Raw genomic sequence first — 19,469 nt, forward strand, 5'->3', positions numbered from 1 at the left:
CCGCCACAGAAGTGCGATCCGATCCCACGATGCCGCCACCGACGGGCCGTATAGACGAGGCCCGCGCGGAGCAGTTGCGCGCCGCCAACATCAATCCCCGCACCGGGCTCGCCACCGACTACCTGAATCATTTCAACGAAGCCATCATGCTGCTCGAAATGGTTCCGGACATGCCGGAATGCGCGGAGGATTTTCTCACCTGGACCCCATTGTCCTACGCCGAGCACTTCTGGGCCTCCAACTTCAAGGCCCGCGACCTCGCGATCGAGGCCTATGAAGGCGCCGACCCCAAGGTCCGTGCGGATTTCGACAAGCTCACGGCCACCATGACCTCGATCCTGACTGCGGTAGGCAAGGCGATGCGCGAGGCGCAGCAGGACAAGACCCGCGCCACGCTGGCCGAGCAGGCCACCGCCTGGGTCAAACCGCTGGTGGCGCTGGCCGGGGGCGTCATCAACGGCAATGCCGAGGCCGACTTCGAAGCGGTGATGTCGAACTAGCCGCCTCACGCTTCGCTTGAGCCGGGCCGCATTAGACCTGCGCGGATCGATCGGGCATGATTGTCCGACAGCGAGTTCCCTGCTTACCGGATTCACCCTTGGCCTCCCCTATCCAGCCGACCCGCCCCCAGCTCGCCGTCAGCGGCGCGATCTTCCGCGACGGCAAGGTCCTGCTGGTCCGCCGCGCCCGCTCGCCGGGCAAGGGCTTTTACTCGCTCCCCGGCGGCCGGGTCGAATTCGGCGAATCCCTGCATGCCGCGCTCCACCGCGAGGTGGACGAGGAAACCGGTTTGCGAATCGAGATTTTGGGCCTGGCCGGCTGGCGCGAGGTGCTGCCCGGGGCCGGCGGCGGTGGGCACTACGTGATTATGTCGTTCGCGGCGCGCTGGGCGGCCCGGGAGCCGGTCCTGAACGACGAGCACGACGATTTCAAATGGCTGGCGCCGGATGGGCTCGGCAACCTAAAGGTCACCGGCGGCCTGCTGGAGGTCATCGAGGCCGCCCGGAAGCTGGTCTAGGCGGTCCCTGCTGGCACCTCACGCCTTGCCTCCGGCGTATTGAGGGGGCATATCGGCCTCAAATGCTCAAGCACGCCCTCGCCGCCCTCATTCTCATTTCGGCATGCCATGTGGCCCCCGCACGCGCCCAGGACGCGGCTGCGCCGTTTGACGGCGACCTGCAGCGGCTGGCCGAGATTCTCGGCACCCTGCATTACCTCCGGGGCATTTGCGGCGCCAATGAGGGGGCGAAGTGGCGCAACGAAATGCAGGCGCTGATCGATGCCGAAACCCCTTCCGGCGACCGCCGCGCCCGCATGATCGCCGGCTTCAACCGCGGCTATAACGGCTTTCAGCAGACCTACCGGACCTGCACGCCGGCAGCCTCGGTCGCGATCCGCAGATATATCGAGGAAGGCTCCAAAATCTCGCGCGATCTCACCGCGCGCTACGCGAACTAAGGCCATGGACGCGATCTATTTCGACCTCGACGGAACGCTGACCGACCCCAAGCCCGGCATTACGCGTTCGATTCAGTATGCGCTGCAAAGGCTCGATCATCATACGATTCCGACCGAGGACGAACTGACCTGGTGCATCGGCCCGCCGCTGCGCTCAAGCTTTGTGAAGTTGCTCGGCGACCACTCCGCGGACCGCGCGGTGACGCTCTATCGGGAGCGATTTTCCGACATCGGCCTCTACGAAAACGGCGTGTACGACGGCATCGACGAGGTGCTGACGGCACTCCGCGCCTCCGGCCACCGGCTGTTCGTCGCTACCAGCAAGGCGCACGTGTTCGCCGAACGGATCGTTGACCATTTCGGCTTGCGCAAGCACTTCGAGCGCGTGTTCGGCGCCGAGCTCGACGGCACCCGTGTGGACAAGTCGCATCTGCTGGAATACGCGCTGAAGGAAGTATCGGTCGATCCGACCAAGGCGCTGATGATCGGTGATCGCAGCCACGACATGCTCGGCGCAAAGAACAACCGCATGAAGGGCGTCGGCGTGTTGTACGGCTACGGCAGCCGGGCCGAGCTGATCGAGGCCGGCGCGCACCATGTTTGCGCTACGCCCGGAGCGATTTTGGATTGCATTTCTTGACGTTGGGAACCTCGCGGAACCGCCGCTCGAAATATCGGCACCGCGTTAACCTTTCCTAAAGATGTGGCCTAGGCGGTCCCGCACTGCGTGCTACAGCTTGTCGCGTTAGGATGCGATCCGCCCTGGTTCGCGCGCAGATTTCGTTGAGCTTCATGAGCCGCCCAGCCGCCTTTTCGATCGCCCACGACCCGCTTCCCGACCTCGAACAGAAGCAGACTGCCCTTAGCTATCTGAGCGAGGCCTGGGCGGAAGCGCGGCACGATGGCGTCGACGGCGACTGCCTGGCGCAGGCGAGCCTGTTCACGGCGCTCGCCGAACTGGTCTCGACTTATGGCGAGGACGCGGTGGCGAAATTCGCCGAAGGTCTTTCAGCGCGCGTGCGCAACGGCGAGTTTTCGCTGACGCTGGCGAAGCAGTAATTTCGCCTCGCTGCCGCGATCTCGTCATTGCGAGGAGCGATAGCGACGAAGCAATCCACCTATCCGTTATACCGCACCATGGATTGCTTCGCTCCGCTCGCAATGACGGGGAGAGATCCTGCCTACGTCCGCAACGTCTCCAGGAACCGCACCGGTTCGCCGGTTGACGGCGTCGTTACCTCGCCCTGCCACATCACGCGCCTGCCGCGCACGAAGGTGCCGACCGGCCATCCGGTGACGCGCATGCCGTCATAGGGTGTCCAGCCCGCGCGCGAGGCCACCCATTTGTTGGTGATGGTCTCAGAGCGTTTCAGATCGACGATGGTGAAATCGGCGTCATAGCCCGCCGCGATGCGGCCCTTGCAGGCAATGTTGTACAGCCGCGCAGGACCTGCGCTGGTGAGATCGACGAAACGCTGTAGCGAAAGCCGGCCCGCGTTGATGTGATCGAGCATCAAGGGCACCAGCGTCTGCACCCCGGTCATGCCCGAGGGCGAAGCGGGATAGATTTTGGCCTTTTCTTCCAGCGTATGCGGCGCATGGTCGGAGCCGAGCACGTCGATGATACCCTGCTCGATGCCATACCAAATTCCCTCACGGTGATCGGCCGAGCGCACCGGCGGGTTCATCTGTGCAAGCGTGCCGAGCCGCTCGTAGCATTCCGGCGCGGCCATGGTGAGATGATGCGGCGTCGCCTCGCAGGAGGCGACGTCCTTGTGGTCGCGCAGATAGTCGACTTCCTGCTTGGTCGAGATGTGCAGCACGTGGATGCGCTTGCCGGTCTCTCGCGCAAGATTGACCAGTCGCTGGGTCGCCATCAGCGCCGCAGTCTCGTCGCGCCATACCGGATGCGAGCGCGGGTCGCCCTCGATGCGGAGCGACTTGCGGTCGTTGAGGCGATATTCGTCCTCGGCGTGGAATGCAGCACGGCGGCGGATTACTTGGAAGATGCGCCGCAGGCTTTCGTCGTCCTCGACCAATAACGCGCCGGTGGAAGAGCCGATGAACACCTTTACGCCGGCACAACCCGGCGCGCGCTCCAGCTCGGGCAGATCAGCCACGTTCTCGCGGGTGCCGCCGATGAAGAACGCGAAATCGCAATGCATGCGATGACGGCCGGCGTTGATCTTGGCGGTGAACGTCTCCTCGGTGACCGTGAGCGGATTGGTGTTCGGCATCTCGAACACCGCGGTGACGCCGCCCATCACCGCGCTGCGCGAGCCGGTCTCGAGGTCTTCCTTGTGCGTCAGCCCGGGCTCGCGGAAATGCACCTGCGTGTCCATCACGCCGGGCAGGATGTGCAGGCCTTTGCAGTCGATGGTCTCGGCGGCGGAGGCCTGTCCGAGCCCCCCGATCGCAGCGATCCGGCCATTGGAGATGCCGATGTCGCGGATGCCCTCACCGTCCTGATTGACCACGGTGCCGGATTTTAGAATGGTATCAAATCGCTGATTCATCGCTGCTTCATGGTCCTCTGGCGCTCGCTTTAAGGCCTTGTTGACAGCACCTTAGCGCCTTACGTTCTCATGTGATATCCGGCTCCTGCGTTTTCCCAGGAACTTGAAAGCTCACTGCAAACCGCACTGCAAAAGAGGCCGTTTTACCTAATGAAAGCAGCGTTTCTTCCGGATCGGGGCGTGGTCAAGGTCAGCGGCGAGGATGCCCGCAACTTCCTCAACGGCCTCGTCACCACAGACATCACGCCGCTGCAGCCCGGCCTTGGCCGGTTCGGCGCGCTGCTGACGCCGCAGGGAAAAATCACGACCGACTTCCTCATCACCGAAGCCCCTGCAGGCCACGGCGGTGGCTTCCTGCTCGATGCGCCGCGCGTGCTGGCGCAGAACCTCGCTGACAAGCTCGGGTTCTACAAGCTGCGCGCCAAGGTCGCGGTGGAAAACATCTCCGACAGCATGGGCGTGTTGGCGGCCTGGGGCGGTGAACCCGCGATGAAGCCCGATCTGGCCTTTGCCGATCCGCGGCACCAGGCGCTGGGCTGGCGCATTCTCGTCCCCGAAGATCTCACGCAGAAAGTGGCCGAGTTGATCGGCGCCGATCTCGTCGACAGCGAGGCCTACGAGGCGCATCGCATCGCCTTGGGTATACCGCGTGGCGGGCTTGATTTCATATACAGCGACGCATTCCCGCACGAGACCAACATGGACCGCCTGCACGGCGTCGATTTCGACAAGGGCTGCTATGTCGGCCAGGAGGTGGTGTCGCGCATGCAGCATCGCGGCACGGCGCGCACGCGGATCGTGCGCGTCACGCTCGAAGACTTTTCGCCCGAAACCGGCGTTGCCGTGCTCGGCGGCGACAAGCAGGTCGGTACCATGGGATCGACCGCCGGCGGCCACGGCCTCGCACTGGTCCGGATCGATCGTGTTGCGGATGCGATCGATGCCGGACTTTCGTTGACCGCCGGCGGCCTTGCGATCCGGCTGACCGATCCGAACGACGTTCGCGTTCCTCCGAAGCAGACCGTCGCATGAGCAAAGCTCTATGAGTAGATCTGCCGCCCGCCTGCACGCCGACGGCAAGACACGGTGCCCGTGGCCCGGCGAAGACCCCTTCTACATGGCCTATCACGACACCGAATGGGGCGTGCCTGAGTATGATGATCGAGCGCTGTACGAAAAGCTGATCCTCGACGGTTTTCAGGCCGGGCTGTCGTGGATCACGATTTTGCGCAAGCGCGAAAACTTCCGCAAAGCGTTCGACGATTTCCAGCCGGAAAAGATCGCGCGCTACAACGCCAAGAAAATCGAAGCGCTAATGAACGATGCCGGCATCGTGCGCAACCGCGCCAAGATCGAAGGCGCCGTCAACAGCGCCAAGGCCTATCTGAAGATCATGGAGGAAGGTCCGGGCTTCTCCAAATTCCTGTGGGACTTCGTCGACGGCAAGCCGATCGTCAACCAGTTCAAGACCACGGCCAGCGTGCCGGCCTCGACGCCGGTCTCCATCAAGATTTCCAAGGAGCTTGGCGCGCGCGGCTTCAAATTTGTTGGTCCGACCATCGTCTACGCCTTCATGCAGGCCACCGGCATGGTCAACGACCATCTGGTTACGTGCTTCTGCCACGAGGCCTGCAGCGGAAAACTGCGCAAGCCCCGCCTCAAGGCCAAATGACGGCGCGAAGATCGTCCAGCGTCGCCACACGCGCCTGGCAGCGGATGCTGTCGGGGCGGCGGCTCGATCTGCTCGATCCTTCCCCGCTCGATATCGAGATCGCCGATATCGCCCATGGCCTGGCGCGCGTGGCGCGCTGGAACGGGCAGACCAGCGGCGCCCACATCTTCTCGGTGGCGCAGCACACGCTGTTGGTCGAAGCCGTGATGCGTGAGCAGATGCCGCGCGTCGACGCCCGCTTCCGCCTCGCGGCGATGCTGCACGACGCGCCGGAATATGTCATCGGCGACATGATCTCGCCGTTCAAGGCAGTGCTCGGCGGCGACTACAAGGTGGTGGAGAAGCGCCTGCTGGCCGCGATCCATATTCGCTTCGGCCTGCCGCCAATTCTCGCCGATGAAATTACGAGGGCCATCAAAGCGGCCGACCGCGGTGCGGCCTATCTCGAAGCCACCCATCTGGCAGGATTTTCGGTAAGTGAAGCGAAGCGCCTGTTCGGCAGGGATCCCGGCCTCCCCGAGGCCACGGTGCGGGACTATCTGACGCCGTGGACCGCGGCCCGGGCCGAAAAGCAGTTTTTGGCGCGATTCGAGCTACTGCTTGGTTGAATGCGGCCGTTGTAGGGGGAGACAAGATGGTGGGCACGGCGCAAACGCGCCTTTACCCATCTTACGGGCAGCAGCTATAGTCGCGGCAACCAAGAATACCAGGGAACGCTATGCTTCACGTCTGTTCGCTTGCCGCACTTCCCGACACCGTCAGGGCGACCGGCGCCAGCCACATTCTCACGGTGATGGCCAATGTCGATCAGGTGCGGCGCCCGGCCTCGGTGCTCGAGGCCAACCATCTGAAAATCTCAATGGACGATATCATCGAAGAGATGGACGGCTTTGTCGCGCCGGCGGATCATCATATCGAACGCGTGTTGAATTTCGTCCGCAGTTGGGACCGCAACGCGCCGATGGTGGTGCATTGCTATGCCGGCATCAGCCGCTCGACGGCGAGCGCGTTTGCCGCCGCCTGCGCCCTTAATCCGCATCGCCCCGAGATCGAGATCGCCCGGCAGATTCGCGCCCGCTCGCCAATCGCGTCGCCGAACCGGTTGATCGTCAGCCTCGCCGACAAGGCGCTGGGCCGTGCAGGACGAATGCTGCGCGCACTGGACGAAATGGGCCCGGGCAGCATGATGGTCGAAGGCCGGCCGTTCCGACTAGATCTGGAATGACGCGGCGTTTGCCGGATGCTGCGCAGCGCCATCAACGCGTTCACGCACGTCTTTGACGCGCTACGGCTTGCGGCGTGATGCGCTGCTGATCCGGGGTCCATTGGCATCGTCCCGGCTCTGCGGAGCAGCGTTGACGGACCATGCTTCGCATCGCCTAGGCTGCACCGCGTCTGGGACACGGATGCGCCCATGACGCCCGGATCGACGTGAACTTTTAGCGGACAAAGGCACACAAAGGATTGCAACCGGGCTGCCGACGTGGCCGGTTAACGCTCTGACGCGCCCGCCCGGAGGCCCGATGCTCGACGACCCCTTCACCTTCTTTTCGCTTGTGATCGCGATCGTCGCCCTGGTCTTCGCGCGGAAGGCCATGAATGAGGTGGCGGAGTTACGTCAGCGCCTGGAGGCGATGCAGGCCACGCCGGCGGGCGCCGCTGCAGCCGTGCCTCCGCCCCTCACACCATTCGAAGCCTTCGAGCAAAGCCTGCCGCCAGCTCCGAGCGGGGCCACACCGACGCCTCCGCCGATCGTTCCCGACATCGCATCCGCGGCCAGCCCTGAGACGGCTGGGCAAGCCGCCGACGGGGCACCGCCGCCGCCTCCATTGCCGCCGGCCGATCGCGGTTTCGAGGAAACCGTCGGCACGCGCTGGGTGGTGTGGATCGGCGGCCTGACGCTGGCGCTCGGCGGATTCTTCATGGTGCGCTATTCGATCGAGGCCGGGTTGCTCGGCCCCGGCGTGCGCACCATCCTCGGCGGTCTGTTCGCGCTCGCCTTGCTGCTTACGGGCGAATGGACACGGCGCAAGGAAAGCATTTCCACGATCGACGCGCTGCCGCTCGCCAATATCCCGGCCATTCTCACTGCCGCCGGAACGGCGGTCGCGTTTGCCACGGTTTACGCAGCCTATGCGCTGTACGGCTTCCTGGTGCCGGCGACCGCGTTCATCCTGCTCGGGCTGGTAGCGCTGGGCACGCTGGCCGGGGCGCTGCTGCATGGCCCGGCGCTGGCCGGCCTCGGTGTGGTCGGCGCCTTTGTGACGCCGGTCCTGGTCTCGTCCGACAAGCCGGACTTCTGGGCGCTCTATATCTATCTCGCAATCGTCACTGCGGCGGCCTTCGGTCTGGCGCGCGTCAGGCTGTGGCGCTGGCTCGCGGTCACCACGATCGTTTTTGCGTTGCTGTGGACGTTCCCTTGCCTGCAATGCGGCCCCTCGATGGTGGGACCGCATGCGTTCCACGTGCTCGCCGGCTTCATTCTCGCCGCGCTACTCGTGGTGTGCGGCTTCATGTTCGGCCCGCCTGCGGAGGAAGGCCAGATCGAGCCGATCTCGTCCGGCTCGCTTGCGGCCTATCTGCTCGGCGCGACCTTGATCGTGTTGAACAGTTTTCATGCCGACGCCGCGATGACCGTGTTCGGCCTGCTGGTGGCGGGCAGCCTCGCGATTGCCTGGCGCAGCGATGCCGCAGCGGGCGCCGTCGGCGCCGCTGCTGTGTTGGTCTTCGTCGTGTTCGCCGAATGGGCCATTCGCGCGAATCCCGACATGCTGGTGCTGCCCGGCGGGCCGCTGCAAGGCATCGGCCCGAGCGCCACGGACGGATCGGTGTCGCTCCATCTGATCTCGGCCGCGATCTTCGCCGCGGGCTTTGGCGTGGCGGGATTTTTCGCGCAGGGCTGCTTCGCGGGGCCGGTCATACCGGTGATCTGGTCGGCCGCGGCGGTGTTCACGCCGCTGGCGCTGCTGGTCGCACTCTATGCCCGCATCGCGCATCTCGACCGCTCGATTCCGTTTGCGATTGTCGCGGTAATGCTCGCCGCAGCCTATGCCGCTGCGACCGAGATACTCAGCAAGCGCGAGGATCGTCCGGGACTACAAGCCTCGATCGCGCTGTTTGCGACCGGAACCCTCGCAGCGCTGGCGCTGGCGCTGACCTTTGCGCTGGAAAAAGGCTGGCTGACGATCGCCCTGGCGCTGATGTCGGCAGGCACTGCCTGGATCTCCACGCAGCGGCCGATTCCGTTCCTGCGCGTCCTCGCGGCCATTCTCGCCGGCATCGTGGTGCTGCGCATCGGCTACGAGCCGCGCATCGTCGGCCAGGCCGTCGGCACCACGCCGATCTTCAACTGGCTATTGTGGGGCTACGGCATTCCGGCGGCATCGTTCTGGGCAGGCAGCATCTTGCTGCGTCGCGGCGGCGATGACGGGCCACTGCGCACGGTGGAAGCGGCGGCGATCCTGTTCACGGTGCTGCTGGCGTTCATGGAAATCCGCCACGCCGTCAATAATGGCGATGTGTACCGGCAGAGCGCCGGTCTCACCGAAGTCGCGCTGCAGGTCTGCGTCACGCTGGCAATGGCGATCGGGCTGGAGCGGCTACGCGTCCGCACCGGCAGCGTCATTCACAATGCCGGCGCGATCCTGCTGACGGCCTTTGCCGGCCTCGCGACATTGTTCGGGCTGTTGCTGCTCGAAAACCCGATGCTGCAATGGATCGATGTCGGTGGCATCGTCATCAACTTGCTGCTGCTCGGCTACGCCCTGCCCGCGGTGCTCGCGCTGCTATTGTCCTATGCCGTCGCGGGCCGCCGTCCGGTCGCCTATGCCAACACGATCGCGGCGGCAGCGCTCGTTCTCGCCCTTGCCTATGTGACGTTCGAGATCAGGCGAATCTATCACGGCCCGGCGATCGCGGCAGGCCCGACCAGCGGCGCAGAGCAATATACCTACTCGATCGCATATCTCGCCTTCGGCGTCGTCTTGCTCGGCATCGGTATTCTCTTCAACTCGCAACGCGCGCGGCTGGCGTCCGCGGTGGTCATCGGACTGACGATCCTGAAAGCATTCCTGATCGACATGTCGGCACTGACCGGCGTCTATCGCGCGCTGTCCTTCATGTGCCTCGGCCTGGTGCTGGTGGCGATCGGGTGGCTGTACCAGCGGATCCTGTTCCGCAGGCAAGCGGCAGCCCCGGCCGCGCCTACGGGAAGCTAAATTGTGAGCTAACCGACGGATTCGGCGACGAGGCGAATCCTGAACACGGGCTTTTTGGCTTCGTCCAAAAGCTCCATCTGCCATTCGGCGTTCTGTTTCAGGGTACGCGAAAGGCTGCCGAGAAGATTGCCGCAGACCTTGGTCATCTCGGCCCAGGCGGCTTCGCGGCTTTCGAATTCGGATCCCTGATCGGACGCGCCTGCGTAGCGACCGTGGCTGATCCGAAAAAAATACAGCGGCATGACTGATCTCACGTGTTGGGGCCGCCTCCCGGCCTTCTCTGCCGGTCACCAGTTGGAACGAGATTCGCTACCAGGACATGAATGCGCCAGCCCGTATGACTACGGGTTCGTTCGCCAACACGGTGGAATGGCAGGTGATCCACAGGCTGCGCGATGGTCTCCGAGGCGGCTTGTTTGCCGCCGGCCGCAGGTGCCATTGCCGCGATCAATCGGTCGAGCGGCGCAGCTCCGGGGCGCTCTCGGCCTTCGCGGGTTCGGGCTTTGCCTGCTCCGCCTTCGGCTCGGATTTCACCGGCTCGAGTTTGGCGCTCTCGACCGCAGGCGTTTCGGCCCGCGCCGTTACTTCGGCGCGTGCATCGGTCGTCGCACGCGACGGCTCCTCCCGACGATGTAGCGAGCGCGGTCGCGCCACGGAACGCGCCATCAGCATCTGAGAGGCGCCCTGGTGGCGGAAATCGCAATAGGCAAAGCCCATGCCCGAGACGGAGCCGCGGAATGAGCGATCGTCACGCTTGTCGAGATTGAAGCACGGCTCGAACGGCAGCCCTTTGATCGAAGCGCAAACGGCCTGGCCGCGAATCTGCAGCGTGTTGCCGGGCAGACGGACATGGCGGATCGGGCCCGAGCCGCTGAACTGGATGGAACCGGCTGCACCGAGATCGTCGAGGATGCGACCCGCCCCGCGGGTGCCGTCAAAACAGGTGAAAGCGAAAACCTTGCCGCTCACGAACCTGCGCGCCTCGTCGGCATTCATCATCCCGGCCAGCGCAGGAACGATCATCGCACTGGCCGTGACGGCCCCCAGAACCAAACGCGCAAGCATGCAGCTACTCCAACTTAACAAGAGCGCGGGCGCCCGCCTTTACCCGCTGCTTACCATACCAACCACCATGGCAACATTGGAGCAGGTTGGTTGGTAAAGTCTGAACACCGTTAGCGAATTTTTACCACGATTCGACCGCGGACCTTCCCTGCGAGGATTTCGGCGCCCGCGCCGATCACCTGGTCCAAACCTATTTCGTGAGTAATATCAGCTAGTTTTGCCTTGTCCAAATCGCTGGCGAGGCGGTTCCAGGCAAGCTTGCGCTGCTCGATCGGACACATCACCGAGTCGATGCCGAGAAGGCACACTCCGCGCAAAATAAACGGCGCGACCGAGGACGGCAAATCCATACCGGCGGCAAGGCCGCAGGCGGCAATGGCTCCGCCATATTTGGTCATCGACAGCAGGTTGGCGAGCGTGGTCGATCCGACGCTGTCGACGCCGCCCGCCCAGCGTTCCTTCGCCAGGGGCTTGGCGGGACCGGCGAGTTCGGCGCGATCGATCACTTCGGCGGCGCCGAGGCCCTTGAGATAGTCGGCCTCCGACATCCGCCCGGTGGAGGCGATGACGTGGTAGCCGAGTTTCGAAAGCACGGCGGTCGCGACCGAGCCGACGCCGCCGGCGGCGCCGGTCACCACGATGGGACCGCTCGTCGGCGTCAGTCCGTGTTTCTCCAGCGCCAGCACCGACAGCATCGCGGTGTAGCCGGCCGTGCCGATCGCCATTGCGTCGCGTGTCGACATGCCATCGGGCAACCGCACCAGCCAGTCGCCCTTGACGCGCGCCTTTTCGGCATAGGCGCCAAGATGGGTCTCGCCCATGCCCCAGCCGTTACAGACGACTTTGTCGCCGGTCTTCCACGCTGGATGTGAAGATTGTTCGACGGTGCCTGCGAAGTCGATGCCGGCGATCATCGGGAAACGCCGCACCACGGGAGCCTTGCCGGTGACGGCAAGACCATCCTTGTAGTTCAGCGTCGACCACTCGACGGCGACTGTGACGTCGCCTTCCATCAACTCGGCTTCGTCGAACTGCGTCAGCGCGGCGGTGGTGCCTTTATCCGCCTTGTCGATCCTGATGGCCTTGAACGTTCCCACGGCAACCTCCCGGACTTTCTCTGTCGGGAGTGTTTACCGCATCAGGCGGGTTGTGCAACCGGGCGCGCGACCGGCTTCTCGACGATCGGCAGGTTGATCAGCGCCGACAATACGCCGAACAGGATCGAGAGCCACCAGATCGGGGTGTAGGAGCCGAACTGCTCGAACACGATGCCGCCGAGCCAGACGCCGAGGAAGCCGCCGACCTGATGGCTGACAAAGGCAAAGCCGTACAGCGTTGCGAACCATTTTGTGCCGAACATCAGCGCCACCAGCGCCGAGGTCGGTGGCACCGTCGAGAGCCAGGTCAGGCCCGAGACCGCGCCGAACATGATCGCCGAGAACGTCGTGATCGGAAACGAGATGAACGCGACGATCGCCAGGGCACGGGTAAAATAGATAAGCGAGAGGATGTAGCGTTTCGAATACTTGTTCTGCAGCCAGCCGACGCTGAGTGAGCCGATGATGTTGAACAGGCCGATCGCCGCGACGACCCACCCGCCGGTCTGCGACGAGACTCCGCGATCGGCGAGATAGGCCGGCAGATGCACGGTGATGAAGGCGAGCTGGAAGCCGCAGGTGAAGAAGCCCAGCACCAGGAGAACATAGGAGCGGTGGCCGAACGCCTCCGCCAGCGCGGTCTTGAACGATTGCTCGTCCCCGACAGGTTCCTTCGTCGACGTCGAGGGCGGCGTCGCGATCGCCAGCGACAGCGGCACGATCAGCAGCATCAGGAGCGCGAATACCGTCAGCGCCGCCTGCCAGCCGAAACTGTCGATCATCGCGACGCCGAACGGCGCGAACAGGAACTGGCCGAAGGACCCGGCCGCGGTGCCGGCGCCGAGCGCAATGCCGCGCTTCTCGACCGGCAACAGCTTGCTGAACGCCGACAGCACGAGATTGAACGAACAGCCTGAAAGACCGAAGCCGATCAGGACGCCGGCGCCGATATCGAGCGACAGCGGCGCCGTGGAATAGCGCATCAGAAGCAGGCCGGCGGCATAGAGCAAGGCGCCGACAATCATCACCCGCAGGATGCCGAAGCGATCGGCGATGGCACCCGCAATCGGCTGACCCAGTCCCCACAGCAGGTTCTGCAGTGCCAGCGCGAGGCCAAAAACGTCACGGCCCCAGGCGAATTCGCGGCTCATCGGCTGCACGAAGAAACCGAGGCTGGAGCGCGGGCCGAAGCTCAAGAGCGCGATCGCGCAGCCGCAGATGATGATGACGAGCGGCGTCCGCCAGGTGCCGAGGCCGGAGGATGGACGAAGGTCGGTCGTTACAGCCATTTGCTTCCCCCTGGACCAGTCGGCGCCCGGGACGGCCGGACGAAACGTTACGGTGAGTTAATGCAGTTGCATGAAAACCCCAAGAGGGCGGAAGAGAAAAATTTTCCGCTGCAGGGCAGCTCTGCAAAATTGTCGAGGGCAATGAGTGCAATTTCGAAGCGCGCTCGCCCACGATGGTGGAGCCGTAGCCCAGATGGAGCGAACGGGTCGCGCGAATGCGCGCCCGATGACAGGCTCCGCGCAATCCGGGGGCGATGCCACACGCGGATCATCCGGTCCCGGATTTCGCTTCGCTCCATCCGGGCTACAGGATCGACGTTGTTACCGCTTCGCGCTCGCCTGCTCGGCCGAGCTTTGCGCGGCTTCCGCGAGCTTGGCGGAGATCGCCGCGGTCTCGGCGGCGGTGCCCCAACTCGGCGCGTCGCTGCCATTGCCCCAGGCGCGTGGCCGGTAGAAGGTATGCACGCCGAACTTGTGCATCTTCTTCATTTCATTGACCCAGGACGGCCGCACCCAATAGGCGTGGTAGTGTGTCGACTTGTCGACTTCCGGCAGCCAGAGCTGGCCGTCGAGCATCGCCTTTGCGATTTTTTTCGCCCGCTCCCACATGTCGGGCTCGCGGATGACGTCCTTGTTGTTATCGCAGGCGAAGGTGAACTGGCACGCCAGATGGCGATGCTTGTTCTGGTAGACCACGCCGCACACGGTTTCGGGATATTTGCCGGAGAAGGCGCGGTTCAAAACCACCTGCGCCACGGCGATCTGGCCTCGCACTGCTTCGCCGCGGGCCTCAAAGTAGATCGCTTCAGCCAGGCACTTTTCCGACTTGGCGCGCGACTTCTCGTCGAACAGGCCGAGGCGTTCGGCCGGCGTCTTGGCGCGCTGGTTGTCAGCGTTGACCTCGCCCTTCGGCGCGACGCTCTCGCCCATCTCGCCGGCGCGCACCGGGCCATCGGCATCGACGGGCAGCGAGGCCATCACCTTCATTTCGGGATCCGCATGCGCTGGTGGCATGACGATGACGGGCTCTTCGCCGGGCTGCCAGCGTTCGATGCTTTCGGGCGAGCCGAGCGAGGAGCCAAAGAAAAGATTCGAGGTCTGGAAGGAGAAGCCATCGCGCGGCGGCGGAGCGGCTTGCGGCGCGACCTTGAGATCCTCCTGCGGTTTGCTCTCCAGCGACAGCGACATATCCAATGGCGGCGCATTCAGCGCGGCCTGCAGCTCGGGATCGAGCGGTGCGCGCTCGACCGAGGGCACTGTCTCGGCGGTCTTGGCGCCCTTCACCGATGCATTGGAATTCGCAGGATCCTCGATGGCCGGCGCTCGATCGGCTGGGCGCGCCGTCTCCGCTGCCGGCGGCGCGATGATAAGGCGGTCGCCCTTCAATGTGCGGTCAACCTTGGGGAAATCGGCGGCGTGATAGCGCGGCGGTGGAGCGACCACGGGATTGCGCGTCACTGAACCCGTGATGTCGATGCCCTGAGTGTCGAGGCTTGCGAGACGGTAGGTCGCGGTTTGCGGCGACGATGTTCCGATCGGGCGGCCGAAGGAGAACGTCGCGACCTGGATGGTGCCGGCGGAGGAGAATACGCGCTTTTGCCAGCGCTCGGCGACGCCTGGCTGGCGGGCCAGCAGCGAGGCGATGTCCTGATATCCGATCTCGGTCGGCATCAATGCGAAGATGCAGAGACCGAGACCGAAGGACGCGAACCGCGCGCCCTTCGGCTGGTTACGCAACACAAACATTGTACGCTCACGCAACGCTTACACGATCGAACGTCAGTACATCCGTGCAATTCGACCTTTTTGTTGGTATCGAATTTAGGTTGCCGGGGAGTTAATCGACGTGGCGTGCGTGCTACACGCAAGAGATCGCGCGGATTTCGCCGATTGCATGAGAAACGTTGGTAAACGGGGACGCGACAAAAGTGGTAAATATCCCGTCAACAAAGATGATGAAGAAATTTTCCGGTGCGGATGAATATGGAACCGTGATTGCGCCGAATGATGTCGTCAGATGCTTACGCACCGAACTACCCACGTCATTGCGAGCGCAAGCGAAGCAATCCATTTCACCGCCATTGCGGATAGATGGATTGCTTCGTCGCCTGTCATCGGGCGCGCATACGCGCGACCCGTTGGCTCCTCGCAATGACGGCGAGTGATTTATGCGGATAATTCTACGCCTGGCTTGCAACCGTCTTGCCGAGCGCGGCCTGCGCGGCGGCAAGACGGGCGATCGGCACGCGATAGGGCGAGCACGAGACGTAGTCGAGACCGATCTCGTGGCAGAACGCCACCGAGGCGGGATCGCCGCCGTGCTCGCCGCAGATGCCGACCTTCAGGCCGGGCCGTGTCTTGCGACCACGAGTGACGCCAATCTTCACCAGCTCGCCCACGCCATCGCGATCGACCGAGATGAACGGATCGATCTCGAGAATTCCCTTGCTGACATAGGTGCCGAGGAAACTCGCGGCGTCGTCACGGCTGATACCGTAGGTCGTCTGGGTCAGATCGTTGGTGCCGAACGAGAAGAACTCCGCGGTCTGGGCGACATCGCCGGCCAGCAGGCACGCACGCGGCAGCTCGATCATCGTACCAACTTGATAAGCGAGCTTCTTGCCGGTCTCCTTCATCACCGACTGCGCGGTGGCGTCGATCCGCGCCTTGACCAGGTCGAATTCGGCCTTGGTCGCGATCAGCGGCACCATCACCTCGAGACCGACGGCTTCGCCAGTGCGCTTCTCGGCTTCTACCGCCGCTTCAAAGATCGCGCGCGCCTGCATTTCGGCGATCTCAGGATAGGCGATCGCAAGACGGCAGCCGCGGAAGCCCAGCATCGGGTTGAACTCGGCGAGATCGCGGGCGCGATCGGCGAGCTTGCGCGGATCGGTGTTCATCGCGCGTGCGACTTCCTCGATCTCGGCCTGGGTGTGCGGCAGGAATTCATGCAGCGGCGGATCGAGCAGGCGGATCGTGACCGGCAGGCCCTTCATGATCTCGAACAGCTCGACGAAATCGGCGCGCTGCATCGGCAACAGTTTTGACAGCGCCGCCCGGCGCGACTGCTCGTCTTCGGAAAGAATCATCTCGCGCACGGTGCGGATGCGGGTTTCCTCGAAGAACATGTGCTCAGTGCGGCACAGCCCGATGCCTTCGGCGCCGAACTTCACGGCCGTGCGCGCATCGTCCGGCGTGTCGCCGTTGACGCGAACGCCGAGCTTGCGGACGGCATCGGCCCAGCCCATCAGCGTGCCGAATTCACCGGACAGCTTCGGCTCAATCATCGGCATCTTGCCGGCCAGCACCTGGCCGAGCGAGCCGTCGATGGTGATGACGTCGCCGGTCTTGAAGGTACGGGAGCCCACACTCATCGTGCCGCGGCCATAGTCGACGCGAATGGCGCCGCAGCCAGAGACGCAGGGCTTGCCCATGCCGCGCGCGACCACCGCAGCGTGCGAAGTCATGCCGCCACGGGTGGTCAAAATGCCTTCGGCGGCGTGCATTCCGTGAATGTCTTCCGGACTGGTCTCGACGCGCACCAGAATGACGCTGCGGCCATCGGCCTGAAGTTTTGCGGCTTCATCTGATGAGAACACGATCTCGCCGGATGCGGCGCCCGGCGAGGCCGGCAGGCCGGTCGCGATCACGTCGCGCTTGGCCTGGGGATCGATGGTCGGATGCAGCAATTGATCCAGCGAAGCCGGATCGATCCGCATCACCGCGTCCTTCTTCGAGATCAGGCCCTCATTGGCGAGCTCGACCGCGATGCGCAGCGCAGCCTTCGCGGTGCGCTTGCCGCTGCGGGTCTGCAGCATCCACAACTTACCCTGCTCGACCGTGAACTCCATGTCCTGCATGTCGCGATAATGCTTTTCGAGCAGCGTGTAGAACCGCGTCAGTTCCTTGAAGGCCTCCGGCATCGCGCTTTCCATTGACGGCTTGTCGGAACCGGATTCCTGGCGGGCTTCCTCGGTGATGTCCTGCGGCGTGCGGATGCCCGCCACAACGTCCTCCCCCTGCGCGTTGATCAGGAATTCGCCGTACAGCTTGCTCTCGCCGGTAGAGGGATTGCGCGTGAACGCAACACCGGTCGCAGACGTTTCGCCCATATTGCCGAACACCATGGCCTGCACGTTGACCGCGGTGCCCCAGGATTCCGGAATGTCGTGCAGACGGCGATAGGTCACCGCGCGCGCGTTCATCCAGGATGAGAACACCGCGCCGATCGCGCCCCACAATTGCTCGTGCGGGTCCTGCGGGAAATCCTTGCCGGTCTCGCGCGCCACCGCTTCCTTGTACTTGCCGACCAGTTCGACCCAGTCGTCGCCGGTGAGATCGGTGTCGAGCGTGTAACCCTGGCTGTCCTTGAAGGTGTCGAGAATGTCCTCGAAGTGATGATGCTCAAAGCCGAGCACCACGTCCGAATACATCGTGATGAAGCGGCGATAACTGTCATAGGCAAAGCGGCGATCACCGGAGAGCTCGGCGAGTGCTTCGACCGTTTTGTCGTTGAGGCCGAGATTGAGCACGGTGTCCATCATGCCCGGCATCGAGGCGCGACCGCCGGAGCGGACCGACACCAGCAGCGGATTTTTCGAGTCGCCGAATGCCTTGCCGGTCAGCTTGCCGACATACTCGAGCGCCTTCTCGACTTGCCCCTGAAGTGCGGGCGGATAGGTTTTGTCATGCGCGTAGAAGTAGGTGCAGACCGAGGTCGGAATGGTGAAGCCCGGAGGCACCGGCAGGCCGAGATTGGCCATCTCGGCGAGGTTGGCGCCCTTGCCGCCGAGCAGATCGCGCAGGCCCGCTTTGCCTTCTGCCTTGCCGTCCCCGAAGGTAAAGACCCATTTGCCGGACTTTACCGCCTCGGCGGCAGGCTTGCGGACGGCAGCCTTCTTGGCCGCGACCTTGGCGACCGGCTTGGCCGCAGCCTTTTTCAGCGGTTTGCGGGCCGAAGCCTGTGGCGCGGCCTTCGGCCGGGCGGATGGCTTTGATTTCGCTACAGATTTCACTGCAGCCTTCTTGGACTTCGCGACGGCTTTGGCCATGGATTCCAACTATCCGAAAAAGGGAAGAAGATTGCGCGCCTTACACCATTTTGAGGGGTTCCGCGCAAGCCGCGAACCCCGCTTTCCGGCGCTAGAACTTGAACATCTTGAACACGCCGAGGCCGGCCAAACCGACTACGATCAAGTAGATGGCAACGATGAAATTCAGGAACCGCGGCATAATCAGAATCAAGACTCCCGCGATCAGAGCGACTATCGGGGAAATGTGCGCAGCGGTGATGGTCATTGAAATCTCCGGGGGTGACGAGATGCGGGAAATCGAATCGAGGCTGGCAACTTAACCGCTGGCGCGGTTTGGGAATAGCAAGACGCCTAACCACTTCAAAGGGTTCCAGCCTCCGCAACAATTCCCCAGAAATGCCGCGGATGAGGCCGCGCTTTTTCCGGAACAATGCCGCATGCGATGAATTGGCCCGCATTGTGCGTGCTGGCGAATGCCGGCGCCTCTTCTCGCGAAGGAGTTGACCATGCGGAACAGACTAATTGCCATTGCGGCGATCGCGGGCGCGATGGCCGTCCCGATCGCGGCTCAGGCGCAGACCTCGATCACCACCGGCACAGCCGGCGGCAGCACCGTCGTCATCGGTGAACATGAAGGCATCGCGGCTGACGTGCGTCCGGCCTTCCGCGAATACATCGTGCGTGAACGCGTGCCAAACTATACGATCTCCGAGCGTGTAACGGTTGGCACCGTGCTGCCGGAAACCGGCGTGACCTATTATGACGTGCCGCAATCGTTCGGGGTGACGCCCTATCGCTACACCGTCGTGAACGGCCAGACGATATTGGTCGAACCGCGTTCGCGTCGCATCGTTCAGGTGGTCGATTGACCTTCAGTAGCCTGAACGAGTGGTCCGGGCGCCGCGCAAGCGGATGTGCGCGAGATACGACCGGACAAAAGCCCCGCCCGGCGTCCCCTCCGGGCGGGGTCTTTTGCGCAGGTGGCTGACGTGTGCAGTCCGACTGCGTAGCAACCCCTCATAGTGGAGACCTTTGCGCGGTTGCCGTTTTGAGGGCCTCGGAGGCAGCGATCGGTATGGCGGGGATTTCGGGGAGGCGGCCGGTGCTCCGACAAGGTCGGAG

At 63.7% G+C, this 19,469-nt stretch carries 19 protein-coding genes; 11 read left to right on the forward strand and 8 right to left on the reverse strand.

Annotated elements, in window-relative coordinates; genetic code table 11:
* The first annotated feature begins 29 nt into the window (after positions 1-29).
* The 5 genes from IVA95_RS08100 (at position 30) to IVA95_RS08120 (ending at position 2,517) form a co-directional block, all read left to right on the forward strand.
* A complete protein-coding gene (locus IVA95_RS08100; protein ID WP_247510031.1) occupies positions 30-500 on the forward strand; it encodes a hypothetical protein in 471 nt (156 codons plus the stop codon).
* Between the two features lie 98 nt (positions 501-598).
* Positions 599-1,018 carry an NUDIX hydrolase gene (locus IVA95_RS08105; RefSeq protein ID WP_247510032.1) on the forward strand — a complete coding sequence of 140 codons (420 nt, stop codon included), beginning with the start codon at positions 599-601 and terminating at the stop codon, positions 1,016-1,018.
* Positions 1,019-1,080: 62 nt separating this feature from the next.
* On the forward strand, positions 1,081-1,458 hold the full coding sequence (locus IVA95_RS08110) for a TIGR02301 family protein (protein WP_247510034.1): 378 nt from the start codon (positions 1,081-1,083) through the stop codon (positions 1,456-1,458).
* A gap of 4 nt (positions 1,459-1,462) precedes the next feature.
* Positions 1,463-2,098 carry an HAD family hydrolase gene (locus IVA95_RS08115; protein ID WP_247510035.1) on the forward strand — a complete coding sequence of 212 codons (636 nt, stop codon included), beginning with the start codon at positions 1,463-1,465 and terminating at the stop codon, positions 2,096-2,098.
* Positions 2,099-2,250: 152 nt separating this feature from the next.
* The gene (locus IVA95_RS08120; protein WP_171708332.1) at positions 2,251-2,517 is read left to right on the forward strand and encodes a hypothetical protein; all 267 of its coding nucleotides are present in this window, start codon (positions 2,251-2,253) and stop codon (positions 2,515-2,517) included.
* A gap of 122 nt (positions 2,518-2,639) precedes the next feature.
* On the opposite strand, the gene IVA95_RS08125 is transcribed toward IVA95_RS08120, so the two are convergent.
* Positions 2,640-3,974: a dihydroorotase gene (locus tag IVA95_RS08125; RefSeq protein WP_247510036.1), complete on the reverse strand. Its 1,335-nt coding sequence runs from the start codon at positions 3,972-3,974 to the stop codon at positions 2,640-2,642.
* Positions 3,975-4,124: 150 nt separating this feature from the next.
* Here IVA95_RS08125 and IVA95_RS08130 point away from each other — a divergent pair, with 150 nt between their 5' ends.
* From IVA95_RS08130 to IVA95_RS08150, 5 genes are all read left to right on the forward strand, one after another.
* Positions 4,125-5,006 carry a folate-binding protein gene (locus tag IVA95_RS08130; RefSeq protein ID WP_247510037.1) on the forward strand — a complete coding sequence of 294 codons (882 nt, stop codon included), beginning with the start codon at positions 4,125-4,127 and terminating at the stop codon, positions 5,004-5,006.
* A 10-nt stretch (positions 5,007-5,016) separates the two neighbouring features.
* Positions 5,017-5,646, forward strand: coding sequence for a DNA-3-methyladenine glycosylase I (locus IVA95_RS08135; protein ID WP_247510038.1), 630 nt, complete (start codon positions 5,017-5,019; stop codon positions 5,644-5,646).
* Positions 5,643-6,254 (forward strand): HD family hydrolase, encoded by a 612-nt coding sequence (locus IVA95_RS08140; RefSeq protein ID WP_247510039.1) that lies wholly within the window; start codon positions 5,643-5,645, stop codon positions 6,252-6,254. The genes IVA95_RS08135 and IVA95_RS08140 overlap by 4 nt, the downstream gene beginning before the upstream one ends.
* Positions 6,255-6,364: 110 nt before the next feature.
* Complete coding sequence (locus tag IVA95_RS08145) at positions 6,365-6,871, forward strand: protein-tyrosine phosphatase family protein (RefSeq protein ID WP_247510040.1); 507 nt, start codon at positions 6,365-6,367, stop codon at positions 6,869-6,871.
* A 298-nt stretch (positions 6,872-7,169) separates the two neighbouring features.
* Positions 7,170-9,863 carry a DUF2339 domain-containing protein gene (locus tag IVA95_RS08150; protein WP_247510041.1) on the forward strand — a complete coding sequence of 898 codons (2,694 nt, stop codon included), beginning with the start codon at positions 7,170-7,172 and terminating at the stop codon, positions 9,861-9,863.
* Positions 9,864-9,871: 8 nt separating this feature from the next.
* On the opposite strand, the gene IVA95_RS08155 is transcribed toward IVA95_RS08150, so the two are convergent.
* From IVA95_RS08155 to IVA95_RS08185, 7 genes are all read right to left on the reverse strand, one after another.
* Entirely contained in the window at positions 9,872-10,105 is a 234-nt protein-coding gene (locus tag IVA95_RS08155; RefSeq protein ID WP_213252254.1) for a hypothetical protein, read from the reverse strand.
* A gap of 205 nt (positions 10,106-10,310) precedes the next feature.
* Positions 10,311-10,928: a hypothetical protein gene (locus tag IVA95_RS08160; RefSeq protein ID WP_247510042.1), complete on the reverse strand. Its 618-nt coding sequence runs from the start codon at positions 10,926-10,928 to the stop codon at positions 10,311-10,313.
* Positions 10,929-11,038: 110 nt separating this feature from the next.
* Positions 11,039-12,025, reverse strand: a complete 987-nt coding sequence (locus tag IVA95_RS08165) for an MDR family oxidoreductase (RefSeq protein ID WP_247510043.1) — start codon at positions 12,023-12,025, stop codon at positions 11,039-11,041.
* A 41-nt stretch (positions 12,026-12,066) separates the two neighbouring features.
* On the reverse strand, positions 12,067-13,314 hold the full coding sequence (locus tag IVA95_RS08170; RefSeq protein ID WP_247510044.1) for an MFS transporter: 1,248 nt from the start codon (positions 13,312-13,314) through the stop codon (positions 12,067-12,069).
* 321 nt (positions 13,315-13,635) lie between these two features.
* Complete coding sequence (locus IVA95_RS08175; protein WP_247510045.1) at positions 13,636-15,060, reverse strand: cell wall hydrolase; 1,425 nt, start codon at positions 15,058-15,060, stop codon at positions 13,636-13,638.
* A gap of 434 nt (positions 15,061-15,494) precedes the next feature.
* Complete coding sequence (gene ppdK, locus IVA95_RS08180) at positions 15,495-18,365, reverse strand: pyruvate, phosphate dikinase (RefSeq protein WP_247510046.1); 2,871 nt, start codon at positions 18,363-18,365, stop codon at positions 15,495-15,497.
* A gap of 91 nt (positions 18,366-18,456) precedes the next feature.
* Positions 18,457-18,612 carry a DUF3096 domain-containing protein gene (locus tag IVA95_RS08185; protein WP_213290272.1) on the reverse strand — a complete coding sequence of 52 codons (156 nt, stop codon included), beginning with the start codon at positions 18,610-18,612 and terminating at the stop codon, positions 18,457-18,459.
* A gap of 241 nt (positions 18,613-18,853) precedes the next feature.
* Between IVA95_RS08185 and IVA95_RS08190 the strand changes: the two genes are divergently transcribed.
* Positions 18,854-19,216, forward strand: a complete 363-nt coding sequence (locus IVA95_RS08190) for a DUF1236 domain-containing protein (protein ID WP_247510048.1) — start codon at positions 18,854-18,856, stop codon at positions 19,214-19,216.
* The last annotated feature ends 253 nt before the right edge of the window (positions 19,217-19,469 follow it).

It is taken from the genome of Bradyrhizobium sp. 157 (genome assembly GCF_023073815.1).
In the GTDB taxonomy this organism is placed as follows: Bacteria; Pseudomonadota; Alphaproteobacteria; order Rhizobiales; family Xanthobacteraceae; genus Bradyrhizobium.